This window comes from Pseudoalteromonas sp. c7(2019) (genome assembly GCF_011378625.1).
Classification (GTDB): Bacteria; Pseudomonadota; Gammaproteobacteria; order Enterobacterales; family Alteromonadaceae; genus Pseudoalteromonas; species Pseudoalteromonas arctica.
Map to the genome: position 1 here is coordinate 58,784 of NZ_WTKS01000010.1, position 16,421 is coordinate 75,204.

Consider the following 16,421-nt stretch of genomic DNA (forward strand, 5'->3'; position numbering starts at 1 on the left):
TTTGAAATTATTTAAAGTGGAATGACTAAATACTTTTAAAGCATCATTATGAACACGGCTATTTACTATAAATTGGAGCGCTTTCAGCTTGTATATTAACAATAACGCGATGCCGGAATTGCCTGAGTGGTTGTCTTTATATCTTGATAAATCACATGGACATGATGAACTAGCAAACCACAGTGGTTTAAACCCAGAACATTGGGATACTTTATTTAAGCGCTTAGCTAGCCTAACAGCAGATGATGTTAGTAGCCGCGCTACAGAAATTAGTCAATTACTACAAAATGGCAATATTAAAAATGAAAGTAATAAGCAATGGCACTTCGACCCGTTGCCGTTTATGTTATCAAAAGCTGATTGGACGTTGCTTGAAGAGGGAATAAAACAAAGAACCCTTTTATTAAATAAAATTCAGCAAGATATTTACGGTGATCAAACTCTATTAGTTGATGGTCACATTCCTGCAAAGCAGCTTTTTCAAGACCCTAATTACTTACGCGAAGGTTTTAGCTTACCTAGTAACGAATTAACACTTTTTTTTACTGCATTAGATGTTTACCGCACGCCTACAGGCGAATTTAAAGTATTAAGCGATCATTGCCAGTGCCCGTTAGGCTTAGGGCTATTAATTAAAAGCCGTATTATTGCAAGGCGTGTAATGGCTGAAGAATTTGCAGAATGTAATGTTCAGCAAATTAAAGAATTTTTAAATCTATTCCAAGAGGGTATTAATGAATATACCCACTATATGGATGACCCACGAATTGTAATTCTAACCCAAGGAATTGATGACCCTAACTACAACGAGCATGCATTTCTATCTACCTACTTTGGTTATACATTAGTACAAAGCGCTGACTTAACCGTGCGTGGTGGTGACGTATGTTTAAAATCGTTACAAGGCTTGGGTAAGATTAATGTCATTTTACGCTGGGTTTCTGATCGTTGTATTGATTCTTTAGAGCAAACTGAATATTCACTTCATGGTATTCCGGGCTTATTACAATCGGTACGACAAGGGTCGGTTAAGGTTTTAAACCCGTTTGGTAGCGGTGTGCTCTCGTCACCTTCAATAAAGTGCAACTTAGAAAATTTATCGCAGCAAATTTTAAAACAACCGCTGTTGTTAGGTGAGCCAAATTACTTAAGTGTAAAAGAAGCGCAAGCCGTTGATTGGAATAACCTCGAACTACTATCTGCTATAGACCCTACACTTAAGTTAGATGGAGTGTTGGACGAGCAAGAAATAAAGCTACTTATTAGCAAAGAACCTGATAATTATTTTTTCCAAGAAAAACCTTCTTTTAGCAGTGCACCATTTTGGCATGACGGGCAATTAATCTCCAAGCCAGTGGTGTTTAGGTGTTATGCATTAACCACAGAAAATGGTGTAGAAGTACTTCCTTCAGCACTGTGCTTTTCAAACGAAAAAAGTAACAACCCAAGAGTATCTGGTTGGATCAAAGATACATGGATAAATACAGCAGATAGAGTTGATTTAGGCGAGCATAATCCACCGGTGCCAATTAGAAAAAGAATGGATGTAACGCTACTCGAAGGGGTTATTTCGAGCCGTACGGCTGAGCACCTTTTTTGGTTGGGTCGATACTTAGAACGCTGCGAAAACACCATACGTATTTTGCGTATTTTTATAGACAAGTACACCGAGTTTTCTGTTTACCCAGATTCAATACGAAAAAGTATAGTTGCACGGCTTTCAAATGCTATTAAGTCGCAATATATTGTTTATCCATATGTAGAACCTGATTTAAAACTAGATGGCATTGATGTAAACCTGTCGAAAGAAACCGCTTTTCAACTGCTTGCAGACGAGCAATGCGCTGGCAGTATTATTAATACATTAAAATATATTGCGAATGCGTCGGTGCAAATTCAAGAATTACTGTCCCATGATAGTCGCCGAATAATTGATGATATTAGTGAGCAAATTAAGATATTTAAAAATGTAAATATTAATATTCCAACGCGTGCAATGCAAAGCAGCCTAGATAGAGTTATAGGCTCAATTATGGCTTTTAATGGCTCGATTACAGATTGTATGCCAAATAGTAACGGCTGGTTTTTACTCGAAATGGGTAGAAGAGTAGAGCGTAGCTTACAAATTACATCACTAAGTGCGGCTTTATTAACCAAAGAGTTAGACGAGCCCGAAGAGCTTGGCTTACTTGAAGCCGTGCTAAGTTGCCAAGTTAGTTTAGTTACGCATAAGCGCCGATACAGAATGTATCAAACCATTGGTACAGGGCTTGAGTTATTACTTTTAGATGCTGAATACCCACGTTCTTTATTATTTCAGTTAGAGGAAATTAATAAGTTGTGTAAGCATTTACCCACAAAACGCAGACAAGGCGTAATTGCGGCACACGAAAAAGCAATTTTACTGTCTAAAACAAGTTGTTATGTAACTGAGAAAGATTACCTACAAAAAAGTGAAAATGGACAACGTAACCAGTTAATCGAATTTAACCATAATACGCGTATGAACTTAGATACATTTTGTGATGTATTATTACTACAGTATTTTTCTCATACCCAAACGGCAAATAAATTGAACTGGACTAATATTGAGCAAGCTCAATCGTGAAATATAAAATAAAGCACTCGACTACATACAACTATTCAGACTTTGTTAGTTTGTGTCAAAACCAAGCGCGATTAACGCCAAAAACGAATCGCGGGCAAATATGCCACAGTAGTCGTGTAGAAATTGAACCTACACCGACTTACTTACAAACATTTACTGATTATTTTAATAATCAGGTAACAGCGTTTGAAATAGCAATACAGCATAAAAAACTTAAAGTAACGATGATCAGCGAGGTAGAACTGTTAGTCGGCGCTAATAGTAATTTAGAGAGCGTTGATATTGCTTGGCGAAAAGTACGTGATTTATTGGTTAAACCAAATACAGCGGAATTATTAAAAACGTCTGAATTTGTACTACCTTCACAGCTTATTCCAATAGATAAAGGAATTAAGGAATACGCATTAATTTCGTTTGATGCACACAAAAATATAATTTCTGCATGCAAAGATTTAATGGCACGGATTTTTCATGAATTTCATTATGATCCTGGTTTTACAACAATTAGTACGCCTTTGAGCACTGTTTTTGCACAAAAAAGGGGCGTTTGCCAAGACTTTGCACACTTTGCGCTTGCATGCTTACGCAGCGTGGGGTTAGCAGGTCGATACGTAAGTGGGTACATAGAAACCATGCCGCCAGAAGGCGAAGAAAAGCTAGAAGGTGCAGATGCAACTCATGCATGGTTTGCGGTATTTGTGCCAAACTTTGGTTGGGTTGATTTTGATCCAACAAATAATGTTTTACCACGCGATCAGCATATTACTCTAGCCGTAGGGCGAGACTTTTCTGACGTAACTCCTTTAAAAGGAGTGGTATTTGGTGGCGGTAGTCAATTGCTTGATGTAGCGGTTGATATGATTCGAATGGAATAGCAGTTTAACTACGTCATATATGATGATGGATAAGGTGAAAGAGTGTATGAAAATTGATTGGAAAGCGTACCAAACAAAAGGTTTCTTTGATGAATTAATTGATGCACAAGGAAACGTTAGATCGCATGGAACACAATTAGCACAATTTTTTGCTAATTTATCAGCAGAAGAATTAGTAAAAGCCAGAGCGGTTGCTGATTTAGCAATTAAAGAAATGGGTATTACTTTCACGGTTTACAACGAAGGTAATATGATAGATAGAGCCTGGCCGTTTGATATTATTCCTCGTACAATTGGTAAAAAAGAATGGCAAAGCGTAGAGGTTGGTTTAAAGCAACGTGTTGAAGCGCTTAACCTTTTTATAGATGATTTATACCACGACCAAAAAATAATAAAAGATGGTGTTTTTCCAAAAGGGTTACTAGAAAAATCAGTTAACTTTCGCCAGCAATGCGTGGGAATAAACCCGCCAAATAAGATATGGGCGCATATTTGTGGCTCAGATTTAGTACGCGATGGTAGCGGTACAATGTATGTGCTTGAGGATAACCTGCGTGTTCCTTCTGGTGTATCTTATATGCTTGAAAATCGCTCTGTAATGAAGCGTGTATTCCCTGAATTATTTGAGCAAGTGTCGATTTTACCTGTTGATGATTACCCTTCACAATTATTTGATATGCTAGCGGCAATGTCGCCTCGTCCACAAGATAAACCAGAAGTCGTGGTACTTACTCCTGGTGTGTTTAACTCCGCTTATTTTGAGCATTGTTACCTTGCCCAAGAAATGGGTTGCGAACTGGTAGAAGGGCGCGATTTAGTTGTTGAAAAAGATGACTGTGTATACATGAGAACAATCACAGGGCTACAACGAGTTGATGTTATTTATCGTCGTATAGATGATTTGTTTTTAGACCCAGAAGCCTTTTTACCAGAATCCCAACTTGGCGTTCCTGGATTAATGCGTGCTTGGTCTAAAGGTAATGTTGCTTTGGTTAATGCACCAGGCGCAGGCGTTGCTGATGACAAAGTAGTTTACGCTTACGTACCTGAGATGATTAAGTACTACTTAGGCGAGGAAGCTAAGCTTGCTAATGTCCCAACGTTCAAATGTTTAGACCCGAAAGAATGCGACCATGTGATTAAAAATATCGATAAGCTTGTTGTTAAACCAGCAAATGAATCTGGTGGATATGGATTATTAATTGGACCTAAATCGACTAAAAAAGAACAAGAAGCGTGTATTGCTCAAATTAAAGCGGACCCACGAAACTGGGTAGCTCAACCAACATTAGATTTATCAACAGTACCAACATTTGATGGTAATAAACCAGATGGTCGACATACCGATTTAAGACCGTTTATTTTATCATCAGGTAAAGATACGCAAGTTACCACTGGCGGATTAACGCGTGTTGCTATGGTTAAAGGCTCTTTGGTGGTTAATTCATCACAAGGTGGTGGCAGTAAAGATACTTGGATTGTTGACGAAGAGGCTAAATAATATGTTATCAAGAGTAGGCGAAACTTTATATTGGGTATCTCGATACATTGAGCGTGCGGAAAATGTAGCTCGTTTAATCAACGTTAACAATTTACTGATGATGGACTTACCCAAAGGCGTATGTACCGGCTGGGAGCCATTAATTGATATTATTGGTGTGCGTAAAGCGTATTCAGAAAACCATACTGATTTTACTGAACAAAAAGCATTAAGGTATTTACTTGTTGGTAGTGATAACAGCTCGTCAATTTTAAACTCTATTACTTCGGCACGAGAAAGCGCGCGTACAATCCGCGATGTAATACCTCGAGATGTATGGGAAGAAATTAACTCTCTTTATTATTATGTAAAAGATAATCAAAAAGAAGGGATAACAAAGCGCGGACGTTTTGATTATTTAAAAAAGATTATAGATTCAGCCCATCAAATATTTGGGGCGTTAGATGCCACAATTAATCATGATCAGGGCTATGTTTTTATCCGCTTTGGTTCGATTATAGAGCGCGCAGACATGACATCGCGAATTTTAGATATTCGCTCTGCTACGTTAATTACTAATGAAGAAGAAGTGAAGCCGTTTGATAATATTCAGTGGATCAGCTTATTGCGCTCATTAAGTGCTTATCAAATGTATCGCCAAGAAATGGGCGTTAGAGTACAGCGTGCAGATGTAATAGAATTTGTGATGCACAGCAAAGTATTCCCACGATCTATTTTATTTTGTATGAATGAATTAAAAGCATTGGTTTTACCTTTGCCAAACTCAACAGAAATTATTAAATCAATTGATAATGCAATTGTTGAGTTAGAAAATAAAGACGTACGAGTACTTAAAAATGGTCTGTTGCATGACTTTATCGATGAAATACAAATAGACTTAGCTGGAATACATAACGGACTAGCCGAGACGTATTTTTTAAAGCAAGCAGAATAATAAAAGCTGTATATTGTGAAATGACTGCTTAGGGCGTGTTGAACTTTGGTGGTTGAATTTGCAGCAGTATGTTTGGTTTTTAGGCAAGGCAGAGCCTATGTAGTGTGGTTATTCCCCATTAATGGGCGATAACGCAGCATAAAGACCAAACATGCGCTGCCCTCTGGGTTCTTTCTAGGGACGATTAACTCTTTGTTGCTCGGTTTTTACTTAGCCCACTAGGTTACAAACCTCGCGCCGCGATTTAATCGCCCCTAGATTGAATAAATTTCAATCCACAAAGATAAACACGCCCTAGTCTTGAGCGGTCATTTTTTTGCTTAAATTTATTTATAATAATTTTAAAACCTGCATAATTAATCTTTACTTCCTCATCCGTTGGTATCGCAATGAAAATCATCTCGACTAATATCTCTAAAATTAAAACTCTTATTCATAATGGTAAAGAGGTGAAAACGGGAATATTCAAAACCCCAACTAACGAACCTGTTGTTATTGAAAAACTAAACATTATAGGTGACGAGCAAGCTGATTTAGTTAATCACGGCGGGGTAGATAAAGCGGTATATGCTTTTTCGCACAATCATTATGAGTATTGGAAACAAACCCTCGAGAATGATGATTTAGCAGTAGGTGCCTTTGGCGAAAACTTCACGATTTCTGACCTTAATGAAGCGAATATACACATAGGTGACCATATTCGAATTGGTACTGCACTGCTTGAAGTAAGCCAGCCTCGTGTACCCTGTTTTAAACTCGCTATCGCCCTTAATAATAAAAACAGCCTTAAATTGTTTACGCAGCATTACTGCACTGGCGTTTATTTTAGGGTACTAGAGCAAGGCGTTGCAAAAACGGGTGATAGTGTTGTTATCGAGAAGAAAGCCTCGCACGACATATCAGTTAAAAAACTGTTCCAGGCATTTTTTGATAAAAAATACGTAGGTTATGAAGACATACTTTTAGAAGCATTAACTTTGCCAGAGCTTGCTGTAGAGTGGCAAGAAAAGCTAAAGAAGAAGCTTGCTATTAAAAGTGAATAAAGCAGTTTAAAACTGTTTTATTCCCGCGCTATCATTCTTTAAAAAGTGTTGCTGCAACCTATTTATTAAACTTTGAAGAACAGGTCCTGTTGATTGGCTTCTTGAAACAACGCATCCCACAGGAGTAAGCCAACCGCCTTGTTCATGAGTAACGGGTAGCGTTACCACTTCAGCTTGGTTTATATACCTCTTAATAGCAAGCTCGGGTACAAGCGCCCAACCAATACCCTGAACTACTAAGTCGATAAGGGTTTGATGTATATTTGCGTACCAAATTCTAGAGCTAATTGCGTAGCTAAACCATAACTCTTTTTGGCTAAGGCTGCGATGAACACATTGCCTATGGGCTTTTAAATCATTGCTTGTTACAGCCTTTAGCTTTGCAAGCGGGTGTTCTGGTGATGAAATCGTTAAAAATCGAGCTTGACCTAATAGAAAAAAATCCATATCAACTTTTAGTTCCCCATCACTATAAATGATACCTACTTGTGCTTTTCCTATTTTTACTAAGTTTTCTACATCGTCAGTTGTTGTCGATATTATTTCGAAATTAGTAATCGGGAACTGATCAGCAAGTGGGGCAATCACTTTTAAAATATCTTGATTATTTAGGCTTTCATCAATAGCTATAATTACCTCATGCTCATAATTTTTTGCTAATGCATCCACTTTTTGGTCAAAATATTTTTGCTGATGAAGTATAGAGTATGCGACAGGTAACAATGCCTTGCCGCTAATCGTTAAGCTGGGTATATTTTTATTACGCGTAAACAATGTTTGATTAATCGCTATTTCAAGATTAGAAATAGCTTGGCTAATTCCCGATTGTGCACGGTTAAGCTTTCGGGCTGTTGCCGAAAAAGATCCTGTTTCTACCACGGTTACAAAAATTTTTAGTTGCTCAAAACTATACATATCATTCAACTTAAAGGTGAGTACTTATTTGCTCATCTTATCACTAAAGGTGATGGCTACTAACTTTGCAAATAATTAAATTATGTCACTATTATTTTCTTTAATTATTTGGCGTAAAAGGGGTTAATTATGGATGCAAAAATGGGGTCGCTAGAGAGGATGTTTCAGGCTGTTTTGTTTGAAGTATTAGCGGTAACGCTGTCGATTATTGGTTTGGCTGTATTTACAGAGCATGCAATATCGGCTTTATCTGGCACTATGATTATAATTGCAACGATTGCGATGTGTTGGAATTTTGTTTTTAATTGGTTTTTTGACAAAGTAGCTACCGGTGCAAAAGAGCAACGTTCTGTATTATTCCGTATTTTTCACGTAATTTTATTTCAAGGCGGGTTACTTGTTTTTACTATTCCCGTAATGGCGAGCATTTTAAACGTAGGCTTATGGGAAGCATTAATAATGGATATCGGCGTAACTTTTTTTATAACCCTTTACGCTTTTACTTTTAACCTAGTGTACGACCACACACGAGCCTATATTTTTCATTCAAAAAATGCTGCATGTTAATACACTTTTTAAATATGGGATGACTTAACAAAGTTTTGTATTTAGCTGCTGATGTATTTGCCAATGCACCAGCACTTTTAGAGGCGTAATATTACCCAAGTTTGCTTTATAGTGGCAAAAAACTAATAAAGGATCTTTTTATTAAAAGTGAATAAAGCTAAATATCAATTGTTATTTATAGAAGAGCTAGTAAAAAAGATAAAATCTGCTATACCTAAGGTTATAAATACTATCATTATTATAGTGTTATTTAAAAATTGTTGGGTTAGTAGCTAAAATAGGTGTCGTATATGAATATCTCAAGAAAACTGATGCTTATTGTAGTATTAACTGCAGCAGAGATAAGTATTACTGTCTACTCAGCTTTTGAAATAGCTAAAGGAGCTAAGTTTCATCAACTTAACTTTCTTCATTTAAAGTATACACATCAACTTACCAAGTCAGTTAAAAAAATAGAAAATGATATCCCCATAGATATAAATACCATTGAGTCGGATATATTGTTAATTAGGCAGCAACCAATTGAATGTATTGAACAAATAAACCCGTTAAATTATGCTGTTATGAAGGTTATTAACACAGAACATACATTAACAATCTGTGAAAACGATATTGAAATTGCTGATAAAGCCTTATTGTCAGTTAATCAGTATAAAAAGGGGGAACTTAGTAGAGACGCTTTTTTACTAAATCTTAATACTTCGCTAAGTGGCTTTAATAAAAACACGGAGCTGTTTGAGGAACCAATTAGAAAAACAGTATCGTTTATACTAATGACGTTAATTCCACTTGTTATAATCATATCTTTTTTTAATATTCTTTTTATAAGTTATCTTTCTCGCACAATATCGAGCTCTATTCGAAATCTAACTCTACTTTTATCAAGTAAGCCCGAAAACAATATTAATCTAGACGATGAACTTGATATAAAAACGTCGGGTGAATTAAAAGCACTCGTTATCGCGGCCAGACAGCGAATTAAAAATGATCTTTTAAATATTGAAAACAGTATTGAACTCAAAGAGATTATAAACAGCCAGACAGCTTCCCTGCAGCAAGCAAATGATGAGCTTGCCCAGTTTGCTTATCGGGCTTCCCATGACCTGAAGTCACCGCTGTCAGGGGCTAAATCCTTAGCGCATTTTGTTATTGAAGATATAAAAGCGGGAGACACAGAGGAAGCAAGCCGAAATGCACTGGTTATTTATCAACAAATGGAAAAGTTAGAAACACTTGTTGTTGATATTTTATTGTTAGCCAAAGCTGAAATTGGTAATGAGGATAAAGATTTAATTGACTTTAGTCAGTTAATTATTGATATGAAAGAACGACTGTCTTGGCTCATGAAAGATAACCCTTGTACGCTCGAAACAACAATTAATTTATCAGTACCTATAAGGTCGGAAAAAGCGCGTTTTGCTCAAATTATTGAAAACTTAATTTCAAACGGGTTGAAGTATTACGATAGAAATAAAGACTCGCCTTATGTCCGCTGTGATATTTTTAATGAGCAAGAGACGTTTTTTATTACTGTTACAGATAACGGAATGGGAATACCACAAAAGCATCAAAGTGAAGTGTTTGATATGTTTAAGCGATTTCATGCACAGACAAGTACGGGGTCTGGTTTAGGGATGGCGCTGGTTAAAAAACATATTGAGTATTTAAATGGTGAAGTATCACTGCAAAGCTCTGATGAAGGTACGACGTTTAAAATAATAATACCAATGGATAAGCTAACATGACAAAAATTAAACCCCCTATATTAATTGTCGATGACAATGAAGTTGACCGGTATATTCTTAAAAGATTAATTAAAGAGGCTGAATTAGATCTTACAATTTTTGAAAAAAAAGATGGCCAGGAAGCATTAGAATTTCTAGAAAATTATGAAGCTAACAGAAAAGAGTACCCTGATGGATTTCCTCCAATACTCATATTTTTGGACATCAATATGCCAAGAGTCAATGGTATTCAGTTTTTAGAAGAGTTTTCTAAACTGAGGAAGATGATAGAAATCAGCTCTTGTGTGGTTATGATGTTTAGCTCATCAGAAAGAGAAGAAGAAAAAAAGATTATAATGTCACACGATTTTGTTAAAGGTTACCTTGTAAAAGGAAGCTTTCAGGCAGCAGAGTTAAAAGAAAAAGTATTGGCTGTCATCGGTCAGCATTTGAAAAAACACAGCTGATTTGCATGTGTTTTAGGTTTTAACCCGCTAGGCTGTGCCAATTGGAGAGCCTTTAGTTTGAGTATGTGGCACAAACCAAAGGTTTTTAGCTTAAGGTTACACAGGTGTTTGATTTAAGCTTCAATTTTACAAAGGCTCAAAATAACCTATTTATTAAAGGCTTATTTTTTTACTATAGTCATCGAGCAGCAAATTAATTTCGTTTACAGGCATAGGCTTTGAAAAGAGAAAACCTTGCAAGTAGTCTATATTTAATTTTTTACACAGCTGATGCTGGGTTTCAGTTTCGATTCCTTCAGCTACCACAGAAAAATCTAGTTTCTTCAGCATTAAAGATAAGCTCTCGATTATTTTTAATCGCTTATTATTTTCTCCACCTAACGATTGCATGCTTTTGTCTAATTTTACTATATCAATAGGGTAGGAAATAAGGTGAGATATGGATGAATAACCCATACCAAAATCGTCCAAAGCAATCCTAAACCCTTTATTAGACAGAGAAGTTAATATCTCAATCACTTCTTTACTGTTTTCCATAAAAGCTGTTTCTGTTATTTCCAGAATAATACTACTGGTTTTTAAATTGTATTTTTCGACCGTCTCTAATAGATACGTTTGTAAAACTTCTCTTTGCAGCTGTATCGGTGAAATATTAATAGATAGAGTTAACGGCGTTTGATAGTCTTTCTGCCACAAAGATAACTGCTTTAAAGCGCTCGCAATTATCCATTTTCCAAGAGGGGCTATTAATCGGCACTCTTCAGCAATAGGAATAAACTCATCGGGGGTATAATTAACGGTTGTATCTGGCCAACGGATAAGGGCTTCGACACCTGTCATTATTTGTGTTTTTGAACAATAAACAGGTTGATAAAATAGCCTAAAGTTTTTTTCCTCTATATGCTCTTTTATACTATTTTGAATATCTACCCGACGACTAAATTCATATTGATATTGTTCTTTGTAAAAGCTTATTCTACTTTTACCACTTTGCTTTGAGCGATACATTGCAATATCAGCACATTTTAGCAGTTCATGAGATTCAGTAGCATCATTTGGGTATATGGCGCTTCCAATGCTAACACTGCAATTTAAAGTTCTGCCTTCATGCAAAAAGGGTTTAGAAACTTCTGCTAAAATTCTATTTGCTATCATACCTATTTGATTAATATTGCAAATTCCACCTATTATAACTGCAAATTCATCGCCTCCTAAGCGTGCAAATCCTTCATTTTGCCTCAGGCAACTATGAATCCTTTCTACTGTTTGTATTAAAATTTCGTCGCCGACACTATGCCCAAGCGTATCATTAATATTTTTGAAGTTATCTAAATCTAAAGCAAGTAATGCCACGCAGTTTTTAGCACGTTTATTGTTAGCTATCATTACTTTTAGTATTTCTTCAAAATGATATCGATTAGACAAACCAGTAAGCTGATCCCGTTCTGCCATATGCTTTACAGCAAGATAACTGTTGTGCATACGTTGTTCTGCCTCGAAGCGTTTTTTGGCATATATAAGCGCTTTATTTAAACTATCCCTCGTTATATCACCTTTTGGTAAAAAGTCTTGAGCGCCTGCTTCTATACACTCAATAGCCAAAGCTGAGTTCTCTGAGGAGCTAATCATGATAATTGCGGTGTTACCGAGTTTAGGCTTTGCACGCATTTCAATTAGCATTTCAATGCCATCTTCTTTAGGCATATTATAATCGAGTAGTATTATATCAAAGTGCGTGTCTTCAATGGCTTTCAAGCCCTCGGATACGCACGTTACCTCGGTAATGTCATGATGATGAGAGCCATCAGAAATAAGCATTTTTTTAATTAATTTGCGATCAACTAAGTCATCATCAACAATTAAAATATTCATAAGTTCCTTCTAAGAGCAGCATCTACATGATGCTCGTTTATAATTGATAATTTCATAGTTAAACTTTGGGCCAATAAATAGTGAATGTACTGCCAAGTTCCCCATCGGAGGCTACTTCAATTTTGCCCCCATAATTAATAATGAGCTTATTGGCAATACAGAGTCCAATGCCGCTCCCTTCAACATCATCTCGAGATTGCAATGTCTGAAATAACTTAAATATGAGTGAAAAATATTTAGGGTCAATTCCAGGGCCATTATCTGTTATCTCAATAATGTAATATTGATTAGAGGGGATAAGTGAAATATCGATAACCGGGTGCTCTTTATTGTTATGTTTTATTGCATTACTAATAAGATTTTGAAAAACAGTTTTAAAAGGGATCAGCGGTATATCGAGTACTTCGTTATTGGCGTGTATATCAACAGTGACAGCTTGTGGAACTTCTAAAATTTGTTCTATATCTTGGTAAATACTTTCTAAAGATATGTTTGCATGAGTTGAATCACAGCTATTTATTCTCGAGTAGCTTAGTAAATCTTCTAGCAGTACTTGCATTCTATTAGCCCGGCTGAGCACAAGCTGAAAGTTTTCTAGGTGCTCTTGAGGGAGTAAATCTTTACAGTCATCATAAATCCACTCTAATAAACGTTTTATAGCATTTAATGGTGACTTTAGATCGTGTGAAGCAATACTGGTAAATTCATCTAGTTCATCGCTCATTTTTTGTAATTTTTTGATTAGGCGATCTTTTTCAGTTTCGTCTTTTTTTAGCTCGCTAATTGTTGAGTGAAACTTAGAACTGTTTATTTTATCTAATGAATTTTTACGTTGGACTAACTGATTAACAAAGTTTTTTTGTAAACTATTTAAGATTAATTTTTCTTTTTCGGTAAGTAGTGAATCACTTGCTCGGTCAAATATAAACCATCCAAATTTAAGGTTTGAGGGCAAAATAATAGGTGATACCACTCTAAATATTTTAGGAGCATGCTCGATAATCGATTCATTAAAAACGTCATCAGATAGTTGCTCTTTAGCTACTGTTATTTTTGAACCTGATTTATATAGCTCGACAGCACGTTGAGGCAGGTTAGCAACAATAGAGAATGAGCTTGCATCAAAAATGTTTAAAATTAGCTCAGCAAAGCTTTTTAAGCTTGTTTGAATGTCATTATCAAGAGAAGTCGTTAATTGCTGCTCATCTATTAATGATACACCTTCTAAATAACTCTCTACATTGGGCATTCAAACTCCTACAACAGTATTAAATAAATATGCCTCATTAAAATGAGATGCAACAAATGATTAACTTATTGTAGTTGATTATTTTGAATGTGTTGAATTATTCACTTTATAAATTAACGCCAAATTAAAGCCTTACCTTATTATAGTCAGTAGCTTATGAATCTATTTTCTAATAAGGTAAAACTAAGTCTGATCGTGAAATTTATGACTGAATAAATAAGTATTATGTTGGGTAGTGTTCTTACTAAAGATCAACATGCCCAAGTAAAAACAGCATATTTAATCGCTCATTTGTATAATTGTTTGCGCTACGCTAAATAAGGTTTTATGCGTATCCATTGCTTGTTTTTGTAGCTGTTTATGGGCTTGCTCTTCAGTGAGCTTTAACTGCTCAATAAGTATGTACTTGGCTTGGTGAATTACCTTTTGCTCACTAATTACTTTTTTAGCATCAAGTAACGCTTGGTTTATTTGTTTAATATGCTGGCTTTGCTCGATAATTAAATCGTACATACTTTTATTACTATTGAGCTTATCGGCCGCTATGTTTTGGCTCACTTCTGGCTCTGGTTGCTTAACGGCTAATTGGCCAAAAGTAGGGGCTATGTGTTGCTCTACCATATTGTTAAGTACCTGCTTATTTGTATTTAAGCTACGTTGAGCACAGGCTATTTGCATTGCTGCGGTATCAATTAACTGATCTGCTATATTTTGTTCAATTTTGTGCATTATATCTATGCGCGTAGTGGTTACTTCGTACCATACTTCGCTCAGTTGTGAGAGCGGTTGAGCGTTCTCGTCATCGAGCTTTTGCAGTAAACTTCTAAGTTGCTCTACCTGATTATTAACCTGATGCGTTGTTAGTGTGCCAAAACATTTTAAAAGGTGCGCATCGGCGTACTCATTAAAAAAGTCAAAGCTGTGGTTTTGCTCTTGTACAAAATGCGCGAGTTGTTGTTTTTGTTCTGTGGTAAATTTACTCGCTGCAAATGCTTGTGCACCACAGGCACGCTCTTGTCCTGCGTATTCTTTACCTTGCATAAAATTAAAAAATGCGACTAATAAGCGCGTTATTTTGGGATCGCTTGCGCCATCAGCTGCCTCTAAAATAATATTGAGTAAACTAGCAATTAACTGAGTGAATGACTGCGTAGCATGTACCGCACTAATGTTTTGTTGTGCTATTTGCTTGCGCAATACCGGTAATGCATCGAGTGCTTGTAAGCTATAGGTAATTAAATTAAATAACCGAGTATGGCCAGTATCGGCGTTGTCGTTTATAAATGTTTGCTTAAGTGAATCATAAAAATCAGTTTGTGCGCTGTTGCTTAAAGGGATCTGCTCTTGTAATTGGCTTTTGAATCGCTCGCGATTTGAGGCTAAAAATATATTACTCATTGCGCGCTCTTTTTGTAGCTGATGTACAAAGTCGCCTAATTTAGTAAGCGAGGCACAACTGTTTTGTAATTGCTTTAGCGCGTGTATTTCTTGATATTTAGCCGCTAATAAAAACTGTTTTGTGAGAGGATTGCTTGTCGCCATTGGTATTGTTCCACACTTTTTTGTTTTTAAAGTGCAACCACTGTTCCAATCATTAATAAATTTCATCATTGAATTTAAAATCAAGTTAATACAGTTACTTGAAATTGAGTTTTTGTTTTTCACTGTGCTTCTATAATTATAATTACCATTACTTTTAACTTATTTGGTGCATTTAAACATGTTATTGCACACAACTTGAACCCAAATTAAAAACAAAAAAAGCGCCTACCTCTGGGGAGGTAGTAAGCGCGAAAGTCGTATTATGCATTAGCGTTTATATTGTTTAGTAATTCAGGACTAATAGCCATTTTATGATTTATTACTTCGCCAATCATAATTAGGGTAGGGCCTTGAAGGTTTTGTTTATCATGCTCATCTACTATTTGCTCAAGCGTACTGGTAATTACCTTTTGCTTAGTGGTAGTGGCATTCTCTATTAGTGCAATGGGTGTATTACTTGGCCAGCCCACTGATTGCAAACCGCTGCTTAGCGTTTGTAGACGCGAAAGCCCCATATAAACCACTAAAGTAGGGTTGTTATTGCCTTGCTCAAATGCGTAATTTTGCCAATGAGGTTGCTTGTTAGGATCGGCAAACTGCGCCGTTAAAAATGTAACACTACGCGCTACGTCTCTTGCAGTAAGCGGAATACCCGTATAAGCGGAAGTAGCACAAGCCGTTGTTACACCCGGAACAATCGCAAAATTAATATTATGCTTAGTTAGCGCATCGGCTTCTTCGTTAATACGTGCAAATATACTAGGATCGCCGCCTTTTAAACGCACTACGTTTAAGCCTTGTTGCGCGTATTTAACCAGTAGTTCGCAAATGTTAGCTTGGGTCATTGAATGCTTGCCAGCACGTTTACCTACAAATACACGTTGCGCTTTTTTAGGAAGCGTTTTTAATAAATCATCGCTTACTAACCAGTCGTATAAAACAACATCGGCTGCATTAATTAAACGCTGTGCTTTTACCGTAATTAGCTCTGCGTCTCCTGGGCCCGCACCAATTATATAAACGTTGCCGCTTTTAGCACTGCGATCATTTGAGCTTGTTAGCTTAGTAACAAGCTTATTTAGCCACACGCTTTCAATACCCGAAAAATAAGACAATACACTCAT

The 16,421-nt window shown here is 36.3% G+C and carries 13 protein-coding genes; 8 read left to right on the forward strand and 5 right to left on the reverse strand.

Features of this window, described 5'->3' with window-relative positions; all coding sequences use genetic code 11:
* Positions 1–88: 88 nt before the first annotated feature.
* The 5 genes from GQR38_RS12530 to GQR38_RS12550 all read left to right on the forward strand — a co-directional run bounded on the left by GQR38_RS12530 (position 89) and on the right by GQR38_RS12550 (position 6,961).
* A complete protein-coding gene (locus GQR38_RS12530) occupies positions 89–2,608 on the forward strand; it encodes a circularly permuted type 2 ATP-grasp protein (RefSeq protein ID WP_165721830.1) in 2,520 nt (839 codons plus the stop codon).
* On the forward strand, positions 2,605–3,483 hold the full coding sequence (locus GQR38_RS12535) for a transglutaminase family protein (RefSeq protein ID WP_024590933.1): 879 nt from the start codon (positions 2,605–2,607) through the stop codon (positions 3,481–3,483). The genes GQR38_RS12530 and GQR38_RS12535 overlap by 4 nt, the downstream gene beginning before the upstream one ends.
* A gap of 46 nt (positions 3,484–3,529) precedes the next feature.
* The gene (locus GQR38_RS12540) at positions 3,530–4,984 is read left to right on the forward strand and encodes a circularly permuted type 2 ATP-grasp protein (RefSeq protein ID WP_007585223.1); all 1,455 of its coding nucleotides are present in this window, start codon (positions 3,530–3,532) and stop codon (positions 4,982–4,984) included.
* Between the two features lies 1 nt (position 4,985).
* Positions 4,986–5,918, forward strand: a complete 933-nt coding sequence (locus GQR38_RS12545; protein WP_165721829.1) for an alpha-E domain-containing protein — start codon at positions 4,986–4,988, stop codon at positions 5,916–5,918.
* 389 nt (positions 5,919–6,307) lie between these two features.
* Positions 6,308–6,961, forward strand: coding sequence for an MOSC domain-containing protein (locus GQR38_RS12550; protein WP_101216456.1), 654 nt, complete (start codon positions 6,308–6,310; stop codon positions 6,959–6,961).
* A 6-nt stretch (positions 6,962–6,967) separates the two neighbouring features.
* On the opposite strand, the gene GQR38_RS12555 is transcribed toward GQR38_RS12550, so the two are convergent.
* Positions 6,968–7,876: a LysR family transcriptional regulator gene (locus GQR38_RS12555; RefSeq protein WP_165721828.1), complete on the reverse strand. Its 909-nt coding sequence runs from the start codon at positions 7,874–7,876 to the stop codon at positions 6,968–6,970.
* A gap of 129 nt (positions 7,877–8,005) precedes the next feature.
* On the opposite strand from GQR38_RS12555, the gene GQR38_RS12560 reads away from it, so the two are divergent.
* The 3 genes from GQR38_RS12560 to GQR38_RS12570 all read left to right on the forward strand — a co-directional run bounded on the left by GQR38_RS12560 (position 8,006) and on the right by GQR38_RS12570 (position 10,634).
* Positions 8,006–8,443: a PACE efflux transporter gene (locus GQR38_RS12560; protein ID WP_007585216.1), complete on the forward strand. Its 438-nt coding sequence runs from the start codon at positions 8,006–8,008 to the stop codon at positions 8,441–8,443.
* A gap of 290 nt (positions 8,444–8,733) precedes the next feature.
* Positions 8,734–10,188, forward strand: a complete 1,455-nt coding sequence (locus GQR38_RS12565; protein WP_165721827.1) for a HAMP domain-containing sensor histidine kinase — start codon at positions 8,734–8,736, stop codon at positions 10,186–10,188.
* Positions 10,185–10,634 (forward strand): response regulator, encoded by a 450-nt coding sequence (locus tag GQR38_RS12570; protein WP_165721826.1) that lies wholly within the window; start codon positions 10,185–10,187, stop codon positions 10,632–10,634. Before GQR38_RS12565 ends, GQR38_RS12570 begins: the two co-directional genes overlap by 4 nt.
* A gap of 153 nt (positions 10,635–10,787) precedes the next feature.
* Here GQR38_RS12570 and GQR38_RS12575 read toward each other — a convergent pair whose 3' ends face one another.
* The 4 genes from GQR38_RS12575 to cobA all read right to left on the reverse strand — a co-directional run bounded on the left by GQR38_RS12575 (position 10,788) and on the right by cobA (position 16,421).
* Positions 10,788–12,506 (reverse strand): GGDEF domain-containing response regulator, encoded by a 1,719-nt coding sequence (locus GQR38_RS12575; protein WP_007585212.1) that lies wholly within the window; start codon positions 12,504–12,506, stop codon positions 10,788–10,790.
* A gap of 58 nt (positions 12,507–12,564) precedes the next feature.
* Positions 12,565–13,755 carry a HAMP domain-containing sensor histidine kinase gene (locus GQR38_RS12580; protein ID WP_165721825.1) on the reverse strand — a complete coding sequence of 397 codons (1,191 nt, stop codon included), beginning with the start codon at positions 13,753–13,755 and terminating at the stop codon, positions 12,565–12,567.
* Between the two features lie 279 nt (positions 13,756–14,034).
* Positions 14,035–15,297 (reverse strand): nitrate regulatory protein, encoded by a 1,263-nt coding sequence (locus GQR38_RS12585; RefSeq protein WP_165721824.1) that lies wholly within the window; start codon positions 15,295–15,297, stop codon positions 14,035–14,037.
* Between the two features lie 260 nt (positions 15,298–15,557).
* Entirely contained in the window at positions 15,558–16,421 is an 864-nt protein-coding gene (gene cobA / locus GQR38_RS12590; RefSeq protein ID WP_165721823.1) for a uroporphyrinogen-III C-methyltransferase, read from the reverse strand.